Origin of the sequence: Soonwooa sp. (assembly GCF_032062245.1) — a bacterium.
Classification (GTDB): domain Bacteria; phylum Bacteroidota; class Bacteroidia; order Flavobacteriales; family Weeksellaceae; genus Soonwooa.
In genome coordinates, this window is sequence record NZ_DAMBQF010000004.1 from 108,844 (window position 1) to 127,826 (window position 18,983).

At 34.9% G+C, this 18,983-nt stretch carries 17 protein-coding genes; 11 read left to right on the plus strand and 6 right to left on the minus strand.

The genetic code is table 11. The features are described from left to right. Nucleotides 1-37 precede the first annotated feature (37 nt). The 3 genes from rimO (at nucleotide 38) to RT037_RS04140 (ending at nucleotide 2,550) form a co-directional block, all read left to right on the plus strand. The gene (gene rimO / locus RT037_RS04130) at nucleotides 38-1,339 is read left to right on the plus strand and encodes a 30S ribosomal protein S12 methylthiotransferase RimO (protein WP_313028362.1); all 1,302 of its coding nucleotides are present in this window, start codon (nucleotides 38-40) and stop codon (nucleotides 1,337-1,339) included. Between the two features lie 539 nt (nucleotides 1,340-1,878). Beyond that, the gene (locus tag RT037_RS04135; RefSeq protein WP_313028364.1) at nucleotides 1,879-2,253 is read left to right on the plus strand and encodes a septal ring lytic transglycosylase RlpA family protein; all 375 of its coding nucleotides are present in this window, start codon (nucleotides 1,879-1,881) and stop codon (nucleotides 2,251-2,253) included. A gap of 84 nt (nucleotides 2,254-2,337) precedes the next feature. Beyond that, nucleotides 2,338-2,550: a hypothetical protein gene (locus RT037_RS04140; RefSeq protein WP_313028365.1), complete on the plus strand. Its 213-nt coding sequence runs from the start codon at nucleotides 2,338-2,340 to the stop codon at nucleotides 2,548-2,550. Here the strand turns inward: RT037_RS04140 and RT037_RS04145 are convergent, their stop codons facing one another. Continuing rightward, nucleotides 2,551-3,225, minus strand: a complete 675-nt coding sequence (locus RT037_RS04145) for a methyltransferase domain-containing protein (protein ID WP_313028366.1) — start codon at nucleotides 3,223-3,225, stop codon at nucleotides 2,551-2,553. Nucleotides 3,226-3,440: 215 nt separating this feature from the next. Here RT037_RS04145 and RT037_RS04150 point away from each other — a divergent pair, with 215 nt between their 5' ends. The 8 genes from RT037_RS04150 to RT037_RS04185 all read left to right on the plus strand — a co-directional run bounded on the left by RT037_RS04150 (nucleotide 3,441) and on the right by RT037_RS04185 (nucleotide 12,782). Then, nucleotides 3,441-4,694 carry a CinA family nicotinamide mononucleotide deamidase-related protein gene (locus tag RT037_RS04150; protein WP_313028367.1) on the plus strand — a complete coding sequence of 418 codons (1,254 nt, stop codon included), beginning with the start codon at nucleotides 3,441-3,443 and terminating at the stop codon, nucleotides 4,692-4,694. 70 nt (nucleotides 4,695-4,764) lie between these two features. Beyond that, complete coding sequence (locus RT037_RS04155; RefSeq protein WP_313028369.1) at nucleotides 4,765-5,028, plus strand: YHS domain-containing protein; 264 nt, start codon at nucleotides 4,765-4,767, stop codon at nucleotides 5,026-5,028. A 1-nt stretch (nucleotide 5,029) separates the two neighbouring features. Continuing rightward, nucleotides 5,030-5,713: an SCO family protein gene (locus RT037_RS04160; RefSeq protein ID WP_313028370.1), complete on the plus strand. Its 684-nt coding sequence runs from the start codon at nucleotides 5,030-5,032 to the stop codon at nucleotides 5,711-5,713. 90 nt (nucleotides 5,714-5,803) lie between these two features. Further along, nucleotides 5,804-6,472: a superoxide dismutase gene (locus RT037_RS04165; RefSeq protein WP_313028371.1), complete on the plus strand. Its 669-nt coding sequence runs from the start codon at nucleotides 5,804-5,806 to the stop codon at nucleotides 6,470-6,472. Between the two features lie 145 nt (nucleotides 6,473-6,617). Continuing rightward, complete coding sequence (locus tag RT037_RS04170) at nucleotides 6,618-7,874, plus strand: glycosyl hydrolase family 18 protein (RefSeq protein ID WP_313028373.1); 1,257 nt, start codon at nucleotides 6,618-6,620, stop codon at nucleotides 7,872-7,874. A gap of 59 nt (nucleotides 7,875-7,933) precedes the next feature. Next, a complete protein-coding gene (locus RT037_RS04175; RefSeq protein WP_313028435.1) occupies nucleotides 7,934-10,018 on the plus strand; it encodes a glycosyltransferase in 2,085 nt (694 codons plus the stop codon). Between the two features lie 166 nt (nucleotides 10,019-10,184). Further along, a complete protein-coding gene (locus RT037_RS04180; protein ID WP_313028375.1) occupies nucleotides 10,185-12,236 on the plus strand; it encodes a M13 family metallopeptidase in 2,052 nt (683 codons plus the stop codon). A 141-nt stretch (nucleotides 12,237-12,377) separates the two neighbouring features. After that, nucleotides 12,378-12,782 (plus strand): META domain-containing protein, encoded by a 405-nt coding sequence (locus RT037_RS04185; RefSeq protein ID WP_313028376.1) that lies wholly within the window; start codon nucleotides 12,378-12,380, stop codon nucleotides 12,780-12,782. Between the two features lie 56 nt (nucleotides 12,783-12,838). Here the strand turns inward: RT037_RS04185 and RT037_RS04190 are convergent, their stop codons facing one another. The 5 genes from RT037_RS04190 to RT037_RS04210 form a co-directional block, all read right to left on the minus strand. Beyond that, on the minus strand, nucleotides 12,839-13,078 hold the full coding sequence (locus tag RT037_RS04190) for a hypothetical protein (protein ID WP_079666841.1): 240 nt from the start codon (nucleotides 13,076-13,078) through the stop codon (nucleotides 12,839-12,841). A 272-nt stretch (nucleotides 13,079-13,350) separates the two neighbouring features. Beyond that, complete coding sequence (locus tag RT037_RS04195) at nucleotides 13,351-14,706, minus strand: hypothetical protein (protein WP_313028378.1); 1,356 nt, start codon at nucleotides 14,704-14,706, stop codon at nucleotides 13,351-13,353. A gap of 2 nt (nucleotides 14,707-14,708) precedes the next feature. Then, nucleotides 14,709-15,983: a hemolysin family protein gene (locus RT037_RS04200; protein ID WP_313028380.1), complete on the minus strand. Its 1,275-nt coding sequence runs from the start codon at nucleotides 15,981-15,983 to the stop codon at nucleotides 14,709-14,711. A gap of 98 nt (nucleotides 15,984-16,081) precedes the next feature. Next, nucleotides 16,082-17,464, minus strand: a complete 1,383-nt coding sequence (locus RT037_RS04205) for an NADH-quinone oxidoreductase subunit N (protein ID WP_313028383.1) — start codon at nucleotides 17,462-17,464, stop codon at nucleotides 16,082-16,084. A 15-nt stretch (nucleotides 17,465-17,479) separates the two neighbouring features. Continuing rightward, the gene (locus tag RT037_RS04210; protein ID WP_313028385.1) at nucleotides 17,480-18,982 is read right to left on the minus strand and encodes an NADH-quinone oxidoreductase subunit M; all 1,503 of its coding nucleotides are present in this window, start codon (nucleotides 18,980-18,982) and stop codon (nucleotides 17,480-17,482) included. Between the last annotated feature and the right edge of the window lies 1 nt (nucleotide 18,983).

Here is an 18,983-nt window from a genome sequence, read left to right on the forward strand (position 1 = left end):
TTTTTATTCCTAAATTTGCAAACTCAAATTCTTAATAATGCGTACAAAATCAACAGGTAAAAAGAAAATTAATATAGTAACACTGGGTTGTTCTAAGAATGTCTACGACTCCGAAGTTCTTATGGGACAGTTGCAAGCTAATGGCAAAGAGGTCGTTCATGAAGACAAAGGAGACATCGTGGTCATTAACACTTGTGGATTTATTGACAATGCCAAAGAAGAATCTATTAATACGATTTTGGACTATGTTGAAGCGAAAAGTAGAGGAGAGGTAGAGCAAGTTTTTGTGACGGGATGTTTGTCAGAGCGTTACAAGCCAGATTTAATTCGTGAGATTCCTGATGTTGACCAATATTTTGGGACGCGTGATTTACCTATTTTACTGAAGCATCTTGGTGCTGATTACAAACACGAATTAGTGGGCGAACGTTTAACAACAACACCGAAGCATTATGCCTACCTTAAAATTTCTGAAGGTTGCGACAGACCATGTTCGTTTTGTGCCATTCCTTTAATGCGTGGAGGACACGTTTCGACACCGATAGAAAAGTTGGTTGAAGAGGCTTCCAAATTAGCTAAAAAAGGCACTAAAGAATTAATTCTTATTGCTCAAGATTTGACTTATTATGGTCTTGATATTTATAAAAAACGTGCACTTGGCGAATTATTAAAAGAATTAATCAAGGTTGAAGGTATCGAGTGGATTAGATTGCATTACGCCTTCCCATCGGGTTTCCCAGAAGATGTTTTAGATATTATTCGTGAAGAACCAAAGATTTGCAACTATATAGATATACCTTTACAACATATCAATTCGGATTTGTTGAAGTCTATGAAACGTGGTACAACACATGAGAAGACTAATGCTCTTTTAGCAAAATTCCGTGAGAAAGTTCCTGATATGGCAATTCGTACAACTTTAATTGTTGGATATCCAGGTGAGACGGAAGAACGTTTTCAAGAATTAAAAGATTGGGTTCGAGAGCAGCGTTTTGACCGTTTGGGTTGTTTCACTTATTCGCATGAGGAGAACACAACGGCGCATGTTCTAGAAGATGACATCCCGCAAGAGCTTAAAGAGGCGCGTGTAGAAGAAATTATGGAGTTGCAATCGCAAATTTCTTGGGAGAAGAATCAGGAAAGAATTGGAAAGGTTTATCGTTGTATTTTCGATCGTAAAGAAGGAAATTACTTTGTTGGACGTACCGAGTTTGATTCTCCAGATGTTGATAACACAGTGTTAGTTGAGGCTACAGATACTTATATATCGATTGGTGAGTTTGCGGATGTCAAGATTACATCGGCTGAAGAGTTCGATTTGTATGGCGAATTAGTTTAGTTTTAAAACCAAATAAACACAAAACCTTGAGACTTCCTCAAGGTTTTTTTATGCTCAAATTTTCGTTTTTCTTAAATTTTGTCTGTTTTTGATTTAATCTATTGTAAATCAGTGTTTTATTTGTTTTAAATGTTTGTAAATTTTAATATTTTAAAGTATTGATTGCTATTTGATATTATTTTTACGAATATGATAATATTTTCATCTATTTTAATTTTTGAATTTTTTATAAAACCGCTTTAGATTTATTATATGTTTAAAAATATGAAATTCATAATAAATATTAAAAAACCTTATATATCAATGTTTTAAGTAGATTTTAAGCTTTTTGTAATATTAGATTTTCTTTTAAAAATTAACAAAATCAAGATAAAATTAACATTCTTTAACAATCTTTGAAAATGACTGTAAATAAAAGACTTAGAGCTTGTGTTAATTTAATTTTAACATAATTTTAAGACTTGTCGCCCTCGAATTTGCGGGTTGAAGTCATTTCGAGATAACTTTGCGGCGTCAAAACAACTAAAAAAATGTTCAACATGATGAAAAGATTCATTCTAGTAATCATAATGATGATTTCAACACTTGGTATTTTCTCTTTTACTTACAAGAGTGATGCCACAGATGCTAAAACAAGTTTTGCATCGTACTACCACGATAAGTTTGAAGGTAGAAAAACAGCAAGCGGTGAGATTTTCGATAACGACGACCTTACAGCTGCTAACAGAACAATCCCGTTTGGGACAAAGGTGAAAATTACGAATCTTCGTAATGGTAAAAGTGTAGTGGTAAGAATTAATGATAGAGGTCCTTTTACAAAAAGTAGAGCGTTTGATATGTCGAGAGCAGCCTTTGAAGAGATTGGTAGCCTATCAGCAGGTCATCTTCCAATCGAATATGAAATTGTCGATTAAGATTAAAAATTTTAGTTAGTAAGAAAAAGCATCTATAACGATTGGGTTAAGGATGCTTTTTTTATTTTTACAAAAATTATTAATATGTTCAGTATCGAAGACGAGTTTCAGGCTTTCAAGCAAGAACTAGAAAAATTGGGTATCAATGTTATTAAAATCCAAAAAGTTGGCAACGGCAGTATGTCTTTTCATGAAGTGACTTACAAATCGCCACGTTACGACGAAGAGAAAAAAGTCTTCGTAGAACGCCACAAACTTGACGAACTTTTAAACGATTTCAAAAAAGCTTACTCATAACTAAGATTTCTTTCCATAAAATAAAAGTCTTTTAAAAGCATAGATCGCTGGGAGTTTTGGGAAATTGTCCGCGATTCGATTTTTATATTTCTTGATAAAATCCTCGCGATGCGCCTCATCCATATTTTCTAAATACGGAATTAAAGCTGAACCCGAAATAAAATCAAATAGCTGATCATGACTTTCAGCGATAATAGGGTAAATTCTGAACGATAAATCTAAATCGGACAATCCGTTCTCAAAAAAGATTTTCGCGTACTCATCAATGCTTAAAACCGCCGATTTGCGATTCCAGTTGTTAAGTTGGGATTTGTAAGCTTGCTCTACCGCTAAATCGAAAAGTATTTGGTTAAGTTTATTTTCTGATTGATAAGGCATTTGCATAGCCAATTGTCCAGCTTTATTTAGTTTAGAAATAATTTTAGGAAACAATTTTTGATGATTGTCCGACCATTGCAAAGACGCATTACTAAAGATTAAATCCCAAGTTTTGTCATCTTCGATAATCGCTTCGGTTGTTGATATTTTAAAATTTAAATTTTCTTTTTTAAAGACTTTCGACTGTTCTAACATTTCGGGTGATGAGTCAATTCGTAAAAATTTGGACGTCGAAAATTTTTCTGCAAGAATCGACGTTTGTTCGCCAATTCCGCAACCCAAATCGATGGCGCTCATATTATTTTTATCTTGATCAAGTCCATCAAATCAAAAAAAGGTTTGTATCTAATATTTTTAAATTGATTATAAGCGTCAGGATTTCAGGGCATATTTGTATTTTTTTTAAATCAAGCAAAGGATGGAGGATGTATAATCTTAAATCTGTTTTAAACTTTATTAAATTTAAAAAGATTTGCGGACTTTTACCGACATTTGTCCTGTAAATTTCAAATATGAAAAACGCCATTCTCATCACCATCGGCGATGAAATCCTTTCTGGAAACACCATTGACACCAATTCCAACTTTATTGCAACAGAGCTAAAATCCATCGGGATTTCTGTAAAACAAATTTTCACGATTTCGGATGAAATAGAAGTGATTAAATCTACGTTAAAAGACGCTTTTGATTTAGGTGATTTGGTGATAACAACGGGCGGATTGGGACCAACCAGAGATGATAAAACCAAAAAAGCTTTTCTGGAATTTTTTGATGATAAATTAATTTCGGACGAAAAAACATTTAAGCATTTGTCGGAATATTTGATTTCCAGAAATCGACAAGATTTGTTGGAATTAAATAAAAGTCAAGCCGACGTTTTATCAAAAGCTGTGGTTTTTCAAAACGATTTCGGCACAGCGCCTTGTCAGATGATTGAGCAAAATGGCAAATTGGTTTTCTCGTTGCCAGGCGTTCCTTACGAAGTAAAACCTTTGATAAAAGATAAAATTCTTCCTTATTTAAAAGAGAAATTCGAGCTCGATTCTATTTTTACGAGAATTGTCTCGGTGGTTAACGTTCCCGAAAGTATTTTGGCTGAACGAATCGCAGATTGGGAAGATTATTTGCCTTCTCACATTTTGTTGTCTTATCTGCCAATTGGTAACCGTGTGAAACTGAGAATTACCGCTTCTGGAAAAGATTTTTCACAATTAGAAAATGATGTTGAAACGCAAATTCAATCTTTATTAAAAATTATTGGTGAAAACGTAATTGCAACTTATGAAGATAAAATCGAAAAGATTTTAGGCGAAATTTTGACGGATCGAAAACTTACTATTTCAACAACGGAAAGCTGTACTGGTGGCGAAGTTTCAAAATTAATAACGTCGGTTTCGGGAAGTTCTAAATACTTTCTTGGCGGAATTGTTACTTATGCAACCCAAAAGAAAATCGATATTTTAAAAGTTTCTGATGAAACTGTTACTAAAAATACAGTTGTTAGCGAAGAAGTCGCTTTAGAAATGGCTCGTGGTGGACAAAAACTCTTTGGGACAGATATTTGTCTTTCTACGACTGGTGTTGCTGGACCGAGCAAAGGAGAAGATGGCAAAGATGTCGGAACCGTTTTTTACTCAATTCGAATCGACGATATAGAGAAAGTTTCGCATTTGCATTTGCCTTATATGGAGCGCACAGATTTTATGAATTTCGTTGCACAACGTATTTTGCAAGATTTGGTGGCGATGTTGGTGCAGAATCATTGATAATTCTCATTGTCTGAAATTCTCGCATCAATATTTTCTTTTGTAGCTTTGATAGGTTTATAATTCATTTATGAAAAATTTAGTTTTAATTGGAGCAGTCGCTTTTGCATTGATTTCTTGTGAAAAGAAAAATCTTGAAGTTAAACACGCTTCCGAAATGGAATCTGGACTTAAAATCTCGGCAAAAGTGGTAAATGAAGAAGACCCTGTTTGTCACATGAAAACCGCTGAGCATCTTAGTGATACCTTGACTTATAAAGGTCAGGTTTATGGTTTTTGCAGTTCGATGTGTAAAGATGAATTTAAGAAAAATCCAAATTCTTATTTAAAATAAAATGTCAACAACCGAAAATACCCAAACTTCAAAATCAAAAAAAACATGGATTCCCATTTTGGTAATTCTACTGATTGCTGCTTTGGTTTTTGGTGTTCGACAATACATGAATTCGTCGCTTTTTACGGTGATGAAAGTCCCAGAATTTTCTTTAAAAGATCAAAATAATAAAACGATTACCAACAAAGATATGCTCGGGAAAGTCTATTTGGTGGAGTTTTTCTTTAGTCGATGTCCAACGATTTGCCCTGTGATGAATACCAATATGCGACACATCGAAGAAGAAATCAACGATCCAAATTTTGGAATAATATCTATAAGTATCGATCCCGAAAATGATACACCCGAAATTTTAAAAGAACACGCAAAAAAAATCGGTGCTAAATCTCCAAACTGGCATTTTTTGACTGGTGATCGAACTTACATTGGTGACATTGCCAAGAAATTTGATATTTATGTTGGAGACCAAAAAGACAAAGCGGAAAGTCTAAACCACAGCGGAGAAATTGCTTTGGTAGATAAAGATGGAAACATCCGTTGTCGTTTTGGGAAAGATGGAATGCCAATTTTGTATTATTCTGGACTCAATTACGAAGACGAAGCGGGAACCAAAACCAGTTTAGTTGGAAAATTTCATCCAGACCGCGAACTTTTGATTGAAGACATCAAAAAACTTCTAAAATAGGCGTTAATTAATGTTAACGGTACGTTGTTTAAGGCATGAATAAAGTATCTTTAAGACAATTAAATTAATGTTTAATCGAAAATTTTAAAAATGAAAGTATTGAAAATAGCAGCTATCGGTTTTTTGATGGCTTCAAGTTTTATGTCGGCACAATTTAAACAGGCACCACTTCCTTATGCGTATAATGCTCTAGAAGCTGCCGTGGATGCACAAACAATGGAAATTCATTACAGCAAACATGCAGCTGGATATACCGCAAATCTCAACAAAGCGATTGCGGGAACACCGATGGAAAAGGAAAGTCTTTTCACGATTCTTTCTCATATTTCTAAAGAGTCGCCTGCTGTAAGAAATAATGCGGGCGGACATTATAATCACGAGTTATTTTGGACGGTTTTAACACCGAAAAAAGACACAAAAGCGTCTGCAAAATTAGCCAAAGCAATTACAGATAATTTTGGAACTATAGAGGCTTTTAAAGAAAAAATGGCAAAAGCTGGAGCTGACAGGTTTGGGTCTGGATGGGCATGGTTAATCGTTACACCGGATAAAAAATTAGCAATTACATCAACTGCGAACCAAGATAATCCGTTGATGGATGTTGCGGAAGTTAAAGGAACACCAATTTTCGCAATTGATGTTTGGGAACACGCTTATTATTTGAAATATCAAAACAAACGTGCAGATTATTTAACTGCTTTATGGAGCGTGGTTAACTGGGACGAAATCTCAAAACGTTATGATGCAGCAGTAAAATAGATTGTTTTTACAATAAAAAATCAACTCGCTTTTCAATTTTGAGAAGCGAGTTTTTTGTTAAAATTTAATTTTATTTTAAGTTCAAATTAAGTTGTTTTTCATGGTTCTTGTAAATCTTTGCACATCAGAAAAAAGAGAGTAGAAAGTGGAAAAATCAAGACAAATTTTTCAAACGGAAAATACAAAACGTTGGAGAAATGTAAAATGGAGTAGCCGTATCATTATCTTCTGTATCGTGCTACTTTTCGGGGCTTTAGCGCTAATGATGAAGTTAGACAAAAATCCCCAACTTCCTTTTCATGAAGATTTCAAAGCTGTGATTTCGGCTAATAAACCTTTTTTGCAAGAGAACAAAATTTCTAAAGAATATCAAGGTTTTAGAAGTTTTATTCATGCGAAAGGGATGAAAACCAATGAAGAAAAAATCACAAAAGCTAGAGAAGATCGTGTAAAAAATCAAAGCAAAAACTGGTATCAATTTCCTGCTGGGATTCGCTCTGCTTTCTATGTTGCGTGGGATCCGCAATCTTTGATGTCTTTAAAAAGAAATATCAAAAACCTAAATCTTGTCTTTCCAGAATGGTTTTTTATTGATGCTAAAACGGGCGATTTAAAAACGCAAATGGATCCCGAAGGTTACAAAATCATTAAAAGAACTGGAGTGGCTGCGATGCCAATTTTGAGTAACAACTCCAATCAGGAATTCCATTCAGAAGGTATTGGGAAGATTTTGGGCGATCCTGTAAAACGTATGGCTTTGATTGATAAAGTTGCGACACAATGTGTGAAAAATAATTTCAAAGGAATAAACATCGACTTCGAAGATTTAAATCTTAATTCAGACCAAGTTTTGGTAGATTTTATGAAAGATTTGAGGACGGTTTTCAAGAAAAATAATCTTTTAATTACGATGGATGTGATGACAGATAATGACGATTACAACATTCAAAAACTTGACCCTTACGTAGATTATTTTGTGTTGATGGCTTACGACGAATATTCTGCGGATAGCGATGCAGGGCCAGTTTCATCTCAAAAATGGATTGAAGCGCAAACCGATAAAATGATTAAAAAAACAAGTCCTCAAAAAGTTATTTTGGGACTCGGAGCTTATGGCTATGATTGGAGTTCTAACAAAGACCAAAACACCTCGGAACTTACATGCAAGCTATTACAAAAGCCAATGCCAGTAAGGCTTCTATCAATTTTGATGACAATACTTTTAACCTCAATTATTCTTATCAAGACAGTCAAAAAAACACGCATACCGTTTATTTTAATGATGCGGCTTCGTTGTTTAATACAATGCGTTTCGCTTCGGAATATCCGTTGGCAGGAACGGCTTTGTGGCGTTTGGGAAGTGAAGACAGCAGAACTTGGTTGTATTACAATCAGGATTTAACTTATGACGGAATTCAGAAATTTAATGTTCAAAAACTTCAAAATGTAAAAGGGCAAACCATGGTCGATTACATCGGTGACGGCGAAGTTTTGGATGTTCTGAATACGCCACACGATGGTAAAATTAAGTTAGAAGTTGACCATAACGAACAAATTATCACGGATGAAAATTATGTGACTTATCCAAGTTCATATGAGGTTAAAAAATATGGCGCAGCGCCACAAAAGCAATTGGTTTTAACCTTTGATGACGGTCCAGATGAGACTTATACACCTCAAATTTTGGATGTTTTATCAAAATATCATGTTCCAGCTGCTTTCTTTTTGGTCGGAATTAATGCCGAGAAAAATTTGCCACTCGTAAAACGTATTTACAAAGAAGGTCACGAAATCGGAAACCACACTTTCACGCACGAAAATATTGCAAAAGTCGCCCCAGAGCGCGCTTTAATGGAATTAAAATTAACGCGACTTCTTATAGAATGTGTGACTGGACATAGCACGATTTTGTTCCGTGCGCCTTATAATGCGGATTCCGAGCCTACAACGCCCGAGGAAATTATTCCGGTGGCTTTGGCGAGACAACAAAATTATTTGGATATAGGCGAAAATATCGACCCCGAAGATTGGGAACCAGGCGTAAAAGCGGACAAAATTGTTGCCCGAGTTTTGGATGGTTTAAAAAAAGAACGTGGAAACATTATTTTGCTTCATGACGCAGGTGGTGATTCGCGTGCGGAAACGGTGAAAGCTTTGAAAATTTTAATTCCGATGCTGCAAAAACAAGGTTATCATTTCACGAATTTGACAACAATTTTGCACAAAAGTAAAAGAGAATTAATGCCAGAAGTTCCAAAAACCAAAGCATATTATATTATGCAACTTAACTTGGTTTTGGCAACCGTTATTTATGGTGTAAGTCATTTCTTGGTGGCATTATTTGCGATTTTTATTGGCCTCGGAATCATCCGATTATTGCTCATGCTTTATTGGGCAATTCGCGAACATAAAAAAGAGAAAAAACTTGGTGGATTTCCAGTTTTGGAAGTTTATCCGAAAGTTTCGATTATCGTTCCAGCTTATAATGAAGAAGTGAATATTGTTTCATCACTTCGAAATTTATTGAATCAAACTTATCCTAATTTTGATATAGTATTTGTTGATGATGGCAGTAAAGATGCGACTTTGGAAAAGCTAAAAGAAGCTTTTTCCAGCGAATCTAAACTTAAAATTTTAACTAAAATAAATGGCGGAAAAGCAACTGCGCTCAACTATGGAATCTCGCAAACAGACGACGAATATGTGGTTTGTATCGATGCGGACACCAAATTGGAGCAAGATGCTGTAAAATATTTAATCGCTCGATTTTTAAATGCTAAAGAAGACGAAAATATCGCCGCTGTTGCAGGAAATGTAAAAGTCGGAAACCGCGTCAATTGGCTTACAAGATGGCAATCGATTGAATATACGACGAGCCAGAATTTTGATAGATTGGCTTATGCGAACATCAATGCGATTACGGTAATTCCTGGTGCGATTGGTGCTTTCCGAAAATCGGTGATTGATGAAGCGGGTGGTTATTCGTCGGATACTTTGGCGGAAGATTGCGATTTAACGGTTAAAATTTTGAAAAACGGCTACACGATTGCCAACGAAAATAAAGCTGTTGCAATTACCGAAGCTCCAGAAAGCGTAAAACAATTCCTAAAACAGCGTTTCCGTTGGACTTACGGCATTATGCAAATGTTCTGGAAACAGCGTCAAACTTTCCTCAATCCAAAATACAAAGGTTTGGGACTTTGGGCGATGCCGAATATTTTGTTGTTCCAGTACATTATTCCGTTTTTCTCGCCGTTGGCAGATTTAATTATGTTTTTCGGAATTTTATCAGGAAATGGCAGCAAGATTTTCACCTACTATTTATTGTTTTTGGTTGTGGATGCCGCTTTAGCCTTTATCGCATTCTTTATGCAAAAGGAAAAATGGACAGATTTATTCTACATCATTCCACAAAGATTTGGTTACAGATGGTTGATGTACATTGTTTTGTTCCGAAGTTTAAGAAAAGCTTTACAAGGCGAATTAAAAACTTGGGGCTTCCTTAAACGAACAGGAAACGTAAAAGATATTGCCACCAACCCGTAATAGAATTTTAAATTAAGTACAATATTAAAGTTGCGAAATTTTAATTTACTTCATGAAAGTACAGTTTGTTTATTTTTTTTAAACGAAAAAACATTTCAAAAAAAATTACATTTGGTTCCGTAACAAAAACAAAGTTTTTACGACATATTTCAACAAATTATATTAAATGAAAAAACTTACAATCTCACTATTTTTGTTAGCAGGAGTTTGTTCACAGACTTTAGTTCATGCACAAAATAAAACTACGATGAGCCAAACAAAAGAAAACGGTCTAGACCTTTCTGCTATGGACAAATCGGTTCGTCCACAGGATGATTTCTACAATTATGTAAATGGTTCTTGGATGAAAACTGCAAAGATTCCAGCAGACAAGCCAACTTGGGGAAGTTTTAACAAACTTGCTGAGGATACAGATAACAACTCTATGACGATTTTGAATTCACTTTTGAAGGATAAATTCGCTGACGGAAGTGAGGGTAAAAAAATCCAGGATTTGTACGCTACTTACATGAATATGGACAAGCGTAACGCTGAGGGAATTAAGCCAATTCAAGCCAATTTGGATAGAATTGATGCTATCAAAAACATGGCTGATTTGCAAAAATATATGATTTCTGTAACCAAAGAAGGAGAAAATACTTTGTACGGTTGGGGTGTTGATGCAGATTTGAAGGATTCTAAAATGAATGCTATCTATCTTGGTGACGCTTCTTTAGGTTTAGGAAGAGATTATTACCAAAAAGTAAATGAAAAAAACACAGAAACTTTAGCTGAGTATCAGAAATATGTTGCTTCGATGCTAAAAGAAATCGGTTACAAAAACGCTGACGAAGTTGCTAAGAAAATCGTTGATTTTGAAAAGCAAATCGCTAAAACTTATTTAACAAACGAGCAAAGCCGTGATAATACTTTAATGTATAATCCAAAAACAATGGCTGAACTTAAAACTTTGGTTAAAAATGTAGATCTTCCTGCTTATCTTAAAAGCGTTGGTGTAACAACTGATAAAGCAATTATTGGTGAATTGGGTTATTACAAGAGTTTTGATAAATTCTTTAACGACAAAAATTTACCTTTAATTAAAGATTATCTGAAGTTCCACATGATTCACGGAAGTGCTTCTTATTTAAGCCAAAAATTGGGCGATATGAGATTTGATTTCTATGGTAAATATCTAAGTGGGCAACAAGAGCAAAGAGCTTTGAACAAAAGAGGTTACCAGTTAATTAACGGTACTTTGGGTGAAGCTTTTGGTAAATTGTATGTTGAAAAATACTTCCCAGCTTCTGCAAAAGCGCAAATGGTAGAATTGATAGATTATCTTAAGAAGAGTTTCGATGTGCACATCAAAAATCTTTCTTGGATGTCTCAAACTACAAAAACTAAAGCTTTAGAAAAGTTAAATAAATTCACGGTTAAAGTAGCTTATCCAGACACTTGGAAAGATTATTCTAAACTGACAATCCTTTCTGAAAACCAAGGTGGAACATTGTACAAAAACCTACAAAATATCACAGAATGGCAATACAGTAAGGATTTAGCAAAAATCGGAAAACCAGTTGATAAAACAGAGTGGGGAATGACGCCGCAAACGGTGAACGCTTACTATAACCCAGTAAACAACGAAATCGTTTTCCCAGCTGCAATTCTTCAGCCGCCTTTCTTCAATCCAAATGCTGATGCAGCGGTTAATTTCGGTGGAATTGGAGCGGTTATCGGTCACGAAATCACACACGGTTTCGATGATTCTGGAGCACAATTTGATGCTGACGGTAACTTAGTAGATTGGTGGACACCAGCTGACAAAGCTAACTTCGAAAAAGCTACAAAAGCTTTAGCAGCGCAGTATGACAAGTACGAGCCAGTAAAAGGAACTTTCGTAAACGGAACTTTCACAAATGGTGAAAATATTGCAGATTTAGGAGGTGTTAATATCGCTTTCGATGCTTTGCAGATGTATCTAAAAGATAAAGAAAATCCTGGAACAATCAGTGGTTACACGCAAGACCAAAGATTCTTCTTGAGCTGGGCAACAGTTTGGAGAACTTTATCAAGCGATAAATATATGACAATGCAAGTGAAAACAGACCCACACTCCCCAGGTTATTTTAGAAGTTTTGGACCGTTGGTTAATACCGATGCGTTCTACAAAGCTTTCGACGTAAAACCAGGCGATAAATTGTACAAAAAACCAGAAGAAAGAGTTAAAATTTGGTAATTCATTCTTTGTTGAAAATAATAAAGGCACCATATAGTAGATGTGGTGCCTCTTTTTATTACAATGTTTAATTTTTTTAAAAATTAATTTTATCTTTGAAAAAGAAAAGCAAGACATTGCTAATCATAAAAATTTAAAATTATGAAACATTTAATTCTTACAATATCAGCAGCTGTTATGTTGGCATCATGTGCCGCGTCTAACTATTCTGTTAAAAAAGGCGGAAACCAAGTTGCATTAGAAGGCAGCTCTTGGGTTTTGGCAGAACAAGTAAGCACCGAGCAGCCGACTTTGGTTGTAGAAGCAGGCAAGATTACGGGTAATACAGGATGTAACAATTATTTTTCTAACAGCGTTGCTATCGATGCCAAAGCAGGTACATTTGCAGCAAGCGAGGTTGGATCTACAAGAAAAGCTTGTATGAATATGAGTGTTGAGACAGGATTTCTTAACATGCTACAACAAGCTAACAGATATGTCGTAAATGGCGAAAGTCTAGAGCTGTACAAAGACAATCTATTGTTGCTAAAATTCAACAAAAAATAATAAAAAAACGGAACTCAATTTTGGGTTCCGTTTTCATTTTTTAATATCGATTTAGATTACTCTTCTTCTTCGTCATCGTATTTGGCTAACTCAGCATCGCAGAATTTGAAAGCCTCTTCAACTACTTTAGTAGCCTCATTAGCCAAAGTTTCTTCGTCATCACCTTCTAGATCATCCAACCACTCAACTTCTTCCTCTTCAACGTTAAGGATAAAACGAGGATATTCTGTATGTACTACAAAAAGATCTTCTGGAAAATCTGTGTTGTCTGCTAATAAAAACTTGGGTAAAGTCATATCTATAAAATTTAATAGTTTCTAATAATTTTTTTTTTAGGAGCAAGTCAATTTTCTCATACTTTAGACAATTTGTCCCGCTTTTTGTTACAATCTTTTTGCTCGGCAAAGCCTCTCGCAAAAAGGATTTCCACGCCAATCGGGGCTATCGATAACCATCCTTCGTTCTTAGTCCAAAGACTCAATCCTTGCATCAAAGATAACAAAAAATCTTATTCCGAAAACCGAAAATTCAGATTTCGGAGAAAATCATATTTTTTGAAATCGACAAGCTATTTCTTATCAAACTTCTGAAACTGGTTTCTCTTTATTTTTAGTTTAGAATCAACACGATAAGGCGTTAAGACTTTTGGATCCAAAGTATCTTTCGCCGAAAAAGTAGTATAAATCATCGGATTAACCGTACTAATAATTTCTGCAGATCGTACATTTCCGAGATCTTCTTCCGATTTTAACCAAAATTTTATCGTTCCTGTTTCTTTATTTTCGGTTTTTAGAAAAGTTTGTATTTCTTCACGGTTTTCCAAATAATTTCCTTTTGATAACCATGTAAAAGCAAATCCCGTTAACAAACTTCCTACAGAAATTAAATAAGTCAAATTCCCAAAAACCGTCCATAATCTTCGAAAATAATACATCCAAATCGGAAGACTAAAAGGCGCTAACAATCGATAATCTATTGCGTTAACCGAATAAAAATATTGTACAAAATAAGAACAAACAATACCAACAAATCCTGTCCAAAGCAATAATAAATCAAAATCCGAATGTTTTGTTTTAATAACGAAATATAAAGTAAGACCAATATTGATTAAGCCAATACCATAGATCCCATAATTGACAATACCGCCAGACGGATCAGCAATATGTACAAAAGGATCAAAAGTCGTGGCAAGGCCTTGCCATAGTTCGGTTAGAAGTTTAGAAGTTGGTTTTAGTCCAATATTTAGAAAATCTCTGATATAATCTTCATTAAAGTAATCGACATACAACAACTTGAAAAGCACCACAAACAAAACTCCCAAAAGTGCCGATAAAACAAAGTATTTACCATAAGTTGTTTTTATTTTCAGTAGACCAAACCAGCCCAAACCAGCCATCAAGAACAAAGCGCTATATCTAATATTATAACAAATAATTAAAAACAAACTCAGTATCAAAACTGCTTTTAAACCTTTAAAATTTTCGGCTATAACTTGTTTAGAATAATAAAAAAGGCAAAAGACAAATGGCAAAATTGGTGCTTCGCTCATCGTGTAAGAAAACACCGATACAAAACTAAAAAGCGCCGAAATCATCAAGATTTCTTTGAAGTAGAATTTTTTTTTCCAAGCGAATACCAACATTGCTGTGTAGGCTAAAAGTCCAACAACTTTACTGCTCCAGAATTCGTCCAAGCCAAAATTAGTGAACAACCAAATCGCAAAAGGATAGCCTAATGGCGCTGTTGTATTGTCGATAACTGGCAACATGTGCGCTTGTCGCATATATCGAATCGAATCTGGATTGACGCGACCTTTTTCATTCAATAAAAATCGAATGACAATCATTGCATAAGTCGCAATAATCAGGAAAATATTGATACACTTGGTAAGATTTGGGTTATGTAGTTTTGTTGCAAAATTCATGTTTATTTTTCAATCTTAATCTTAGAAATACGTTGTCCGTTCTTTTCCAAAATGGTGTATTTTAGATCTTTTATTTCAAATTCGTCATCCACTTGTGGTAGATTGTTGATATTGTTGATTATGTAACCAGCCACGGTGTTGTATTGGTTGTTGATGTGCTCTTCTTCCTCTTCTTTATTGAAATAATCTAGGAAGTCATAAATATCCATTCCTGCATCTACAATCCAGGTGTCATTATCTATTTTCTTAATCTCTGGATTTTTTTCTTCATCATGCATCGTATCACCAACTAGCTCATCGATGAGGTCATTTAAAGTGATGATGCCTTTTACGCTTCCATATTCGTCGATTACAATTCCGTAATGGATTTTTGTTTTTTTGAACAGATTAAGTACTTGATAAGCTTTTGCAGCTTCATTGAAATATAAAGGCTCTTTTATATAATTTGAAACTTTAAAATCTGGCGTATTTGAGGCTAAAAACAAGTCTTTTAAAATTACAATTCCTAAAATATTATCTACGTTGTTGTTTTCGCAAACGGGATAAGCAGAATGTTTTCCGTCTTGTATTTTGTACCGAATGTCGTCCCAAGAATCTTGAGTATCAAAAATAATCATATCACTTTTCGGCGTGTACAAAGCGCTTGCTTTTCTGTCCCCAAGCTCAAAAACACGTTCTACAATATCTTGTTCTATATTTAAGATTTCGCCGCCTTGCGCACTTTCTTTCACCATAGAAACGATTTCTTCCTCAGAAATCGTGTTGTCGTTTTTATCATCAATTCTAAATATTTTAGATAAAAAATCATTAGAAATGGATAACAACCAAACGAATGGCGAAGCAATTTTAGAAAGTAAATTCATCGGTCTAGCCAACATAACGGCGATGGATTCTGGGAAAGTCATTCCAAGTCTTTTCGGGAATAATTCGCCAACTACAATAGAAAAATAGGTAATGATAATTACACTTCCCGAAATTGCAATTTTATTGGCGTAAGGCGCAAGAACATCCACTTTTAGAAGTAGATTTTTTAAATCTTTTGTAATACTTTCACCACTGAAAATACCTAAAAGAACCCCAATTAGCGTAATCCCAATTTGTACGGTTGACAAAAATCGGGTAGGGTTGTCCATTAGCTTGAGAGCGGTTTTAGCAGCGGGACTTCCTTTCTTTTTCAAACTTTCTAGCTTGAATTTTCTAGAAGAAACCAACGCCATTTCAGACATTGCAAAAACGCCGTTCAGTAATATTAATGCAATTAGGATAATGAGTTCCATGTGAAATTTTTCGAATCTAAAAATACAATGTTTTTACTGTTTATCCACTATTGCAAACAAAAAAGCTTCAGAAGAACTGAAGCTTTTTTTAAATTTTATTAAAGTCCAAATTGTTTGACAAACAAATCCGGATAAACACCTAGACTGATAATGGCTAAGATAATAACAACCGCAACAATGTTGTAAGTGATGCTTACTTTTTCTGAAGTTTTGAAAGTACTTTCTTTATAGAAAAACATCGCAATGATTAATCGTAAATAATAAGCGATACTCAATGCAGAACCGAAAACTGCGATTAATACTAAGAATTCGAAACCACCTTTAATTGCTTGGTTGAATAACGAAAACTTAGCCATAAATCCCGCTGTTAAAGGAATACCCGCCATTGATATCATCGAAACTGCAGCAGCAATTGCCAACAATGGATGTCTTTTTCCTAAACCGTTAAAGGCATTGAAAGAGGTTTCTCTTTTCACTTTTTCTACCCAGATTAATGCCATGAAAACACCAACCGTAGATAACGAATAAGCGAATAAATAGAATGCTAAGTTGTAAGGTGAAAGGCTATTCATGCCGAAGAAGATTAGCGTCACATAACCAGCATGAGAAACACTCGAGTAAGCCAACATACGTTTTGCGTTGGTTTGTACCAGTCCCATTACGTTTGCTAGAAGTAAAGTCACGATTAATAATACGCCAACAATGTTAATCCATTCTCCTACGATTCCTCCAAATGCCATGGTCATTAATTTTAAGAACGCATAGAAACCTGCAATTTTAACAACTGTTGCCATGAAAGCTGTAATCAATGATGGTGCACCTTGGTATACGTCTGGACTCCACATGTGGAAAGGCGCTAACGAGACTTTGAAAGCCATTGCGGATAACATAAGAATTGATCCAACAATTAGCATCATATTCTTAGGATCGTTAATCGCGAACGAACTTATTTGATAAAGATCAAAACTACCAGCCGATCCGTAAACTAATGCCACACCGAATAATAAAAACCCTGTTGCAAAAGCTCCCATTAAGAAATACTTCATTGAGGCTTCTGTAGAGCGAAGGTCAGTTTTGTTACTTCCTGCCATTACATATAATGGGATAGAAAGAATTTCGATACCGATGAATAATGTTACTAAATTTTGATAACCAAAAAGTACAATTCCTCCAGATAATGACATCAACATCAAAGCATACAACTCCGACTGGTGGCTTCTATGATTACTAAATGCAAATCCTCCGATAAAGAAAATTAGCAAAGTCGTTACGATAGATATTTTGGTAAACAAAGCAGCATTAGTACTGTAATCGAACATCGTTTTGTAGGCTGCGAAAAAATCGCAATCTGGAAGATAACTTACATATAAAGCTACTAACAATCCTGCAATGCCGATGTATCTTGAATATTTGCCTTGTTCGAAAACACCAGCAAATAATGCTAAAACTGCGGTAATGAATAATACTATAAAAACACTCATTTTTTATATATCAAATTAACTTATCATTGATAAGAAGATAAACTTCAACGAACTACCCACCATTTCGATAATAACTTGCGGGAAAATACCCATAAGAATTACAAAAACAGATAAACTTGCAAGAACTGAAAACTCTGCAGTCGAAAGATCTTTTGCGGTTGATAATAACATGTCATCTGTCTTACCAAACATTGCTTTTCCGTACAATCTCAACATGTACACGGCACACAAGATTACTGTTAATCCTGATAAAACTCCCATGATTAGGTTATAATCAAAAACTGATTTAAGAAGGATAAATTCTCCGATAAATCCGTTAGTTAATGGCACTGCCATAGAACCAAGTAAGATAATCATGAAAAGAATTGCAAACTTAGGTGCGATTTTTGCCAAACCACCCATTTGTCTAATATCTCTTGTTTTAAATCTTTTATAAAGAATATCAGCACAGTAGAATAAACCTACAACATTGATACCGTGTGCAAATGTCTGTACCAAAGCACCTTCTGCGCCTTCGATAACCAAAGACGCTGCATTAGCAAGTCGCACTGTCAAAATTGCAGAAGCAAAAATCCCTGCAACCATCAACCCAACGTGAGAAAGGGAAGAGTAAGCTATAATTCTTTTAGAATCGTTGTTGACAATGGCGATTAATGCACCATAGATAACACCAACAACTGCAAGAATAACAACAATATCTCCCGAAATTCCGCCAATTGCTAAAGGTGTAATCGGTAATAAATATCTTAAAACTCCATAAGCAGCCATTTTTAGCATGATACCTGATAACAACATCGAACCTTGTGTCGGCGAATAAGTGTACGTATCGGGTTGCCAAGTATGGAACGGAAATACTGGTAATTTAACTGCAAATGCAAAGAAAATAAACCAAAATATAACCGTTTGCTGATTAAGATTAAGCGCTGCATTGTACATGTCTGTTACTGCAAACGACGCCGAATAGTTGTAAATGTAGATGAAACCAAGTAACATAAATAAAGACCCAACAAAAGTGTAAACAAAGAATTTTGTTGTGAATTTAATACGTTTGTCTTCTTGTCCCCAAACTCCTGCGATTAGCCATATCGGAATCAAAGTTACTTCCCAGAAGATGTAGAATAACAAACCATCCAATGCTGTGAAAACACCAATTAATCCAAATTGCATTAACAAGATTAACGCATAGAAATTGTTGTTGTAAGGCTTGTTTTCGTTGTATGAAGAAAGTATGATTAATGGTACTAAAATATTAGTTAGTATCACCAAAAGCATACTCATCCCATCTATCCCGAAATGAAGTGTACTGTTAATAAACTGAAACCACGGATATTGGATTTCGTATTGTAATCTAGAATCTACCGTTGGTCCAAAATCAAAATTGGATAACATGTAGAATGCTAAAAACATTTGTATAAACGCAATTGCCAGCGCAAGATGCTTGCTAGAAGAATTTCTCCATGCAAAAACCAATCCCGAACCTACAAGAGGTAATAGTAATAGTGTTGCTAAATATGACATT